At 72.5% G+C, this 6000-nt stretch carries 6 protein-coding genes; 1 reads left to right on the forward strand and 5 read right to left on the reverse strand.

Annotated features, from left to right (window positions below):
* Positions 1–41: 41 nt before the first annotated feature.
* The 5 genes from ACI2K4_RS32875 to ACI2K4_RS32895 form a co-directional block, all read right to left on the reverse strand.
* Positions 42–1154, reverse strand: coding sequence for an endonuclease/exonuclease/phosphatase family protein (locus tag ACI2K4_RS32875; protein ID WP_404516990.1), 1113 nt, complete (start codon positions 1152–1154; stop codon positions 42–44).
* 176 nt (positions 1155–1330) lie between these two features.
* Positions 1331–2593, reverse strand: a complete 1263-nt coding sequence (locus tag ACI2K4_RS32880) for a glycosyltransferase 87 family protein (RefSeq protein WP_404517005.1) — start codon at positions 2591–2593, stop codon at positions 1331–1333.
* A 147-nt stretch (positions 2594–2740) separates the two neighbouring features.
* The gene (locus tag ACI2K4_RS32885) at positions 2741–3115 is read right to left on the reverse strand and encodes a hypothetical protein (RefSeq protein ID WP_404516991.1); all 375 of its coding nucleotides are present in this window, start codon (positions 3113–3115) and stop codon (positions 2741–2743) included.
* A complete protein-coding gene (locus ACI2K4_RS32890) occupies positions 3106–3933 on the reverse strand; it encodes a DUF4253 domain-containing protein (RefSeq protein ID WP_404516992.1) in 828 nt (275 codons plus the stop codon). Before ACI2K4_RS32890 ends, ACI2K4_RS32885 begins: the two co-directional genes overlap by 10 nt.
* Before the next feature lie 37 nt (positions 3934–3970).
* Positions 3971–4243: a DUF6289 family protein gene (locus ACI2K4_RS32895; RefSeq protein WP_404516993.1), complete on the reverse strand. Its 273-nt coding sequence runs from the start codon at positions 4241–4243 to the stop codon at positions 3971–3973.
* Positions 4244–4480: 237 nt separating this feature from the next.
* Here ACI2K4_RS32895 and ACI2K4_RS32900 point away from each other — a divergent pair, with 237 nt between their 5' ends.
* The gene (locus tag ACI2K4_RS32900; RefSeq protein WP_404516995.1) at positions 4481–5971 is read left to right on the forward strand and encodes an MFS transporter; all 1491 of its coding nucleotides are present in this window, start codon (positions 4481–4483) and stop codon (positions 5969–5971) included.
* Positions 5972–6000 lie beyond the last annotated feature (29 nt).

Genomic DNA, 6000 nt, shown 5'->3' on the forward strand with positions numbered 1-6000 from the left:
TGACGGGATTACGTGCGCGGGAGAAGCCTTTCCGGCGGCGCCTATCCGGTGGAGATCACCAATTCCTGCGAGCGGTGGTCGGACGCGCCCTCGGCCGAGCCGAAGCGGTAGGAGTGGACCCGGACGCCGGGCGAGACGAACGCCCAGTCAAGCCGCCACCAGCGGGGGAAGGGCGGCAGGTCGGACCAGGACGCCGGATAGAGCGACGGCATGGCGTAGCCGGCGTCGCGCAGCCCCTCGGGAAGCTCGCGCAGGTCGCCCATTGCCGGGCTGGTGTTCAGGTCACCGGCGAGCAGGACCGGGTTGTCGTTGCCCGCCACGTCCCGGGCCAGGGCGCGCAACTGGGGTTCCCGCTGGGCGTGCTGCTCCCGGATGACCCGGTAGAAGTCGCCGTCGAACGGGCCGTCGTCCGGGGACAACTGCACCGGCAGGTGCGAGTTGTACGCCGACAGCACCCGCCCGTCGCCCAGATCCAGGTCGGTCCGGAGCGTCTTGTACAGCCAGTGCTCGGCCGAGCCGGCGGCCGGCGGCGGCATGTCCGGCGCCTCCAGCGGGACCTGCCGCAGGATCGGGAACCGGGAGACGGTGACCAACTCGCCGACCGTGGCGACGTGGAACCCGGGGAACTCGGTCCGCAACCGGGCCACCGTCGGGTCGAGCGGCTCGGGCGTGTTGGCGTACCAGTACTCCTGCAACAGGTAGACGTCCGCGTCCGCCTGCCGCAGCACCCGGTACATCGCCTCGGTCTCGCCACCCTCGTCCCAGTAGCCGGTGTTCCAGGAGAAGACCCGGATCGCGTCCGCCGGGGCCGGTCCGTCCCCGCCCCGCAGGGCCTGGACGTTGATCCCGGACAGTGGCGCGCCGAGCAACAGCGCGGCGGCGCAGAGCAGGGCCACCGGCCGGCGCGAGCGGCGGCACGGCGCCGCCCCGACCGCGAGCAGCACCGGCACGGCCACGAAGAAGATCGGCGGGATCGCGTCGACCGCGAGCCACAGCCACCACCGGCCACTGAGCACCAGGTGTGCCACGGTGAAGGCCAGCCAGAGCAGACCGGCGGCGATCAGGGCCGAGTAGAGCCACCAGCGCCAGCTGCGCCGCCGGCCGGTCGGGCCGGCGGTCGACGTCTCGGGCGCCACCGGCGCGGTCACCGTCATGCCGGCATCCACCGGGTGGCCCGGACCGGGCGGGGGGACGACGGACCACGGGTCGCCCCGCTGGGGAAGTTCGACACGAGGCGACGTTACCGGCCCGCTCGCGATCTTCCCTGGACCGGTGCTGTACGCGACCTTGACTGCGTTCGGTGACGGCCGCTCCGGCGTCCGCCCGCCGCTCACGCGGTGCCGCCGACGGGGCGACGGCGTGCGCCGGTACGGCGATTCGTCGCGGCCGACCCGACCGACCGCAGGTGGAACGGCAGGTACCCGAGCGCGGCGAGCCCGATCAGCACGTACAGGTTGCTGTAGACCAACCCCGCCCCCCGGAAGTGCAGGTCCCAGCCCTGGATTCCGGCGAGGACCCAGGTCGTGCTCAGCACCAGCAGCAGCCAGCCCAGGCCGACCACGACCAGCCCGGGGCGGCTGCGGACCCGCCAGGCACGTTCGGCGAGCAGCACCAGCGCCGGCACCGCCCAGACCCAGTGGTGATGCCAGGAGACCGGGGAGACCAGCAGGCCGGTCGCGGCGCAGGCGAGCACGCCGAGCAGGTGGTCACCGGAGCGGGCGCACCAGGCCGCGACCCCGACCCCGGCCACCGCGACCAGCGCCGCCAGCGGCAGCCAGAGGTGTCGGACCTCGGCCGAGTCGGCCAGCCGGGCCAGCGCGCCGTGCAGCGACTGGTTCAGGATCGTACGGGGGTCGCCGGTCACCCGGGACGAGTCGAGCAGCGTGCCGCCCCAGAACCGTGCCGAGTCGGCGGGACGCCAGGCGAAGCCGACGCCGACCGTGGCGAGGAAGCCGGCCACGGCGGTACCGGCGGCTCTCGGGCGTCCGGTGGCGAGCAGGTAGACCACGAAGATCAGCGGGGTGAGCTTGATCCCGGCGGCGATCCCGACGCCCAGCCCGTACCAGCGTCGGGACGGGTCGCCGGTCAGGTCGAGCAGCACCAGCAGCATGAGGAAGAGCCCGACCTGACCGGCCTGGAGGTGCCCCGAGACGGCGAACAGCGGCAGCGCCAGCACCGTGGCGACCAGCGCCGGCACCGCCCGGCGGTCCGCCGTCGGGGCGACCGCCCGCCAGGTCAGCCGGATCACCGCCAGCAGGGCGAGGACCGAGGCGAACGCCCAGAGCCCGATCGCCACCTCCGTGGGCGCGTACCCGAGCGGTTGGAACAGCAGCGCCGCGAACGGCGGGTACGTGAAGCCCAGCTCGATCCCGTCCGCGCCCCGGACCGCCACGTCGTACAGCCGGCCGTCCCCGCCGGCCGCGGCCGCCGCGCCGGTGCGGTAGGCCGCGAGGTCCCACCAGAACTGGCCGGTGACCCGGTGTACGGCGACCGCACCGGCCGCGACCAGCAGCGCGAGCGCCACCGGCGCGGCGGTGGTGAGTGAGCGGCGGGTCCGGGGCGGGTTCGGCGTTCCCGTGGTCGGAGAAGGCATCAGCACGTCGTCTCCCTCGCTGTCCAGCCGAGAAAGACGGTAACGACCGGTGCGCTACGGTTCCTGGAACCGACCTGGATTACCCAGAGTTCGCCGGGGTGGCGGTGGCCCCACCCGCGCCGACGGCCCGCTCTCCGCGCGCGGTCGTCACGGCGTTGTCTCCTCGGCGGCCAGCAGGATCGGCCCGGTGACGTTGGTGGGTCGGTTGCCGGCGGTGTCGACGGCCCTGACCCAGAGGTCGGCGACGGCGGTGCCCGGGAAGTCCGGGTCCCCGGTCAGGGTGACCCAGACGGTCGCGTTGCCGTTCGCGTCGGCGGCCACCCACTCGACCACGTTGTTGTCGAAACCGTAGTCATAACCCACGACATCGGTGTCGCCCGGGGCCGGGCTGAAGGTGACGGGACCGGGCACGCCGGCCACCAGCCTGCCGACGGTGACCACGGGCTCGCCGGGGTCGACGTCGTCGACGAGGAAGTAGCACGGACCGGTGCTGGGGCTGGTCGCACCGTGAGTCAGTCCCACCAGAACGACCAGATGGGAGCACCGAGCAGCAAGTCCGCGTACGCGCGCAGGGTGTCGGCGCCCTGCCAGACGTTGTCCGGGCAGAAGGCGAAGTGTTCGGCTGCCACTCGCAGCGCGTGTTCGGGTTCGAGGGGTGGTGCCGCCACGCTCAGGTACAGGGCGTCGAAACCGACCGCCACCACCCGGGCGGCGAACCGGTCCTCCCAGTCCCGGACCACGGCGGAGACCTCCGACGTAGCGGCGTAGTTGGCCGGGCCGCCCCAACCGCTGACCGTCAGCGCGTCCGCGCCTCGACCGGCGGCGACCAGTCCCAGTCGCCACCCGTCGTCGGCGAGCACCCCGACCCACTTCCGCGCGTGCTCCCCGGGATCCCAACTCGCCGTGCCCCGATCGGCGCGTCCGGGCCAGGCAGGCCCGTACGGCGCCGTCGGCGACCTCTCCTTCTGCTCCGGATCCCCGTCGTCGGGGCGAACGTGTTCCGACCACCACTGGGCCAGCAGGACCGCCGGGTCGTGTCGGTCGATCGCGGTCGGATCCTCCGGCCAGACCTCCCCGTCGGCCCAGGGGCGGTCCGGTTCCAAGTCGAGGCCGCCGAGCAGCAGTGGCCACAGCCCGGTGCGGCCGTGTTCGGCGTGGAGACGGCCCCACACCTCGGCCGATGCCGGGCCGTCACCGAGCCAGTACGCCGGATGTCCGCCCTGTTCGGGCTCGACCAGTCGCCCCGGCGGTAGCCGCACCGGCAATTCCCCGGCCGTGGCGGCCGTGCCGCCGGGAAACAGCCGGTGCAGTTCCGGGCGCGGTGGAGTCGACGTCGTCACGCCGGGCAACGTAGATCAACGGTGTGACAAAGCAGGATCAGAGCGGGTCGGGGCACTTCGCCGAGCTGAATTCCAACCAGCGGCTGGTGGTGCCGAAGGAGTCGCTGGTGCCGTCGCAGAAGTTGGTCCGGCCACCGATGATCGTCTCGTAGCTGGCGGAGCTGAAGTAGAGGTACGTGCACTGGTAGCCGGACTTGCAGGCCGGGATGGCGGCAGCCGGGGACGCCGGGCCGACCAGGGCGGTGGCGGCGCCGGCGGCGACCGCCAACGCGGCCAGGGACCGGCGGATCGTGGAGGTGCGACGGGACACGGTTCCTCCCAGGATGTTTGTCCACATCGGATAGTGGGCCGACCCTCATTGTCAACCGGTGACAGGTCGAGTGCAACGGGTAGCCGAGCATAAATCGATCAGCATGGTTCGATTCCGGTGTCCGGTCACCGAGGGTGGGGTGGCCCGAAGTGGCGCTCGTCCCTGTCGGGACCCCGGTCGGGTGGCCGCACGATCGGCCGGGACTAGCCTGGTGAACCCAGGCAAAGGAGTAGCGAGATGGCTACGGACAGTGACAGAGTGGTAGCCGATCCGGTCCGGTACGGCCAACCCGCCGGTCGCTGGGTGCTGCTCGCCACCGTCCTCGGTTCCGGCCTGGCCTTCATCGACTCGACCGTGGTGAACATCGCGCTGCCCCGGATCGGTACGGACTTCAACGCCGGTGCCGCCGCGTTGCAGTGGACCGTCAACGGATACACCCTCAGCCTGGCCTCGCTGATCCTGCTCGGTGGGTCGCTGGGGGACCGGTTCGGGCGCCGCCGGATCTTCGTGCTCGGCGTCGTCTGGTTCGCCGTCGCCTCGCTCTTCTGCGGCCTGGCGCCGAACGAGGAGGTCCTGGTCGCGGCCCGGGTACTCCAGGGCATCGGAGGTGCGTTGCTCACCCCGGGGGCGCTCGCCATCCTCGGCGCGTCGTTCCATCCGGACGACCGGGCCAGGGCGATCGGGGCCTGGTCCGGGCTGGGCGGCATCGCCGGTGCCCTCGGGCCGTTCCTCGGCGGCTGGCTGGTGGAGGCCGCGAGTTGGCGGCTGGTGTTCCTGATCAACGTGCCGCTGGCGGCGCTGGTCGCGGTGGTCGCGCTCAGGCACGTACCGGAATCACGTGACCCGGACGCGCCCGACCGGCTCGACCTGGTCGGTGTGCTCACCGGGGCGGCCGGACTCGCCGGCCTCACCTACGGCTTCACCGCGTGGCCGACCTCCGGGCCGACCTCGCCGACCGTGCTGGTCACGCTGGCCGTCGGGGTCGCCGGGATGATCGGGTTTGTGGTCGCGGAGCGGCGTTCACCGCACCCGATGCTGCCGCTGGGCGTCTTCGCCGTACGGGCGTTCAGCGCGGTGAACCTGGTGACCTTCGTGGTCTACGCCGCGCTCGGCGGGGTGTTCTTCCTGGTGGTGCTGAACCTACAGGTGGTGTCCGGGTTCAGTCCGCTGGCGGCGGGTACGGCGATGCTGCCGGTCACCGTGCTGATGCTGCTGCTCTCGGCTCGGGCGGGGGCGCTCGGGCAGCGGATCGGACCCCGGATCCCGATGACGGTCGGTCCGGTCGCCTGTGCCGGGGCGCTGGTGCTGCTGGCCGGTGTCGGTTCCGGCACCACCTACCTAACCGGGGTCCTGCCGGCGGTGCTCCTGCTCGGCCTGGGACTCTCGCTGACCGTGGCGCCACTGACCGCCACCGCGCTCGGCTCGGTCGACGAACGGCACGCCGGCATCGCCAGCGGGGTGAACAACGCGGTCGCCCGCGCCGCCGGGCTGCTCGCCGTCGCGGTGCTGCCGCTGGCCGCCGGGATCGGCGCCGGCAGTCTCACCGATCCCACCGACCTCGCCCCGGTGTACCGGGTCGCCATGCTGATCTGCGCCGGCCTGCTGCTGGCCGGTGCGGTGATCGCCCTGCTCGGCATCCCGTCCCGGCTACCCACCCAGCGTAAGGAAGGGCCCCTTATTAACGCGGCGGATTCCAGGGGTCGTTGCAACACGGTGGTTAGTCGGTGACGGTTAGGAGTTTAGCGAGGCGCTCGGCT

It is taken from the genome of Micromonospora sp. NPDC050397, from assembly GCF_044901685.1.
Classification (GTDB): Bacteria; Actinomycetota; Actinomycetes; order Mycobacteriales; family Micromonosporaceae; genus Micromonospora_G.

What these genes read in the sequence shown, in the direction of transcription:
- ACI2K4_RS32880 (WP_404517005.1), bottom strand. Translation starts at nt 2,593, where the DNA reads ATGCCTTCTCCGACCACGGGAACGCCGAACCCGCCCCGGACCCGCCGC.
- ACI2K4_RS32900 (WP_404516995.1), top strand. Translation starts at nt 4,481, where the DNA reads ATGGCTACGGACAGTGACAGAGTGGTAGCCGATCCGGTCCGGTACGGC.
- ACI2K4_RS32875 (WP_404516990.1), bottom strand. Translation starts at nt 1,154, where the DNA reads ATGACGGTGACCGCGCCGGTGGCGCCCGAGACGTCGACCGCCGGCCCG.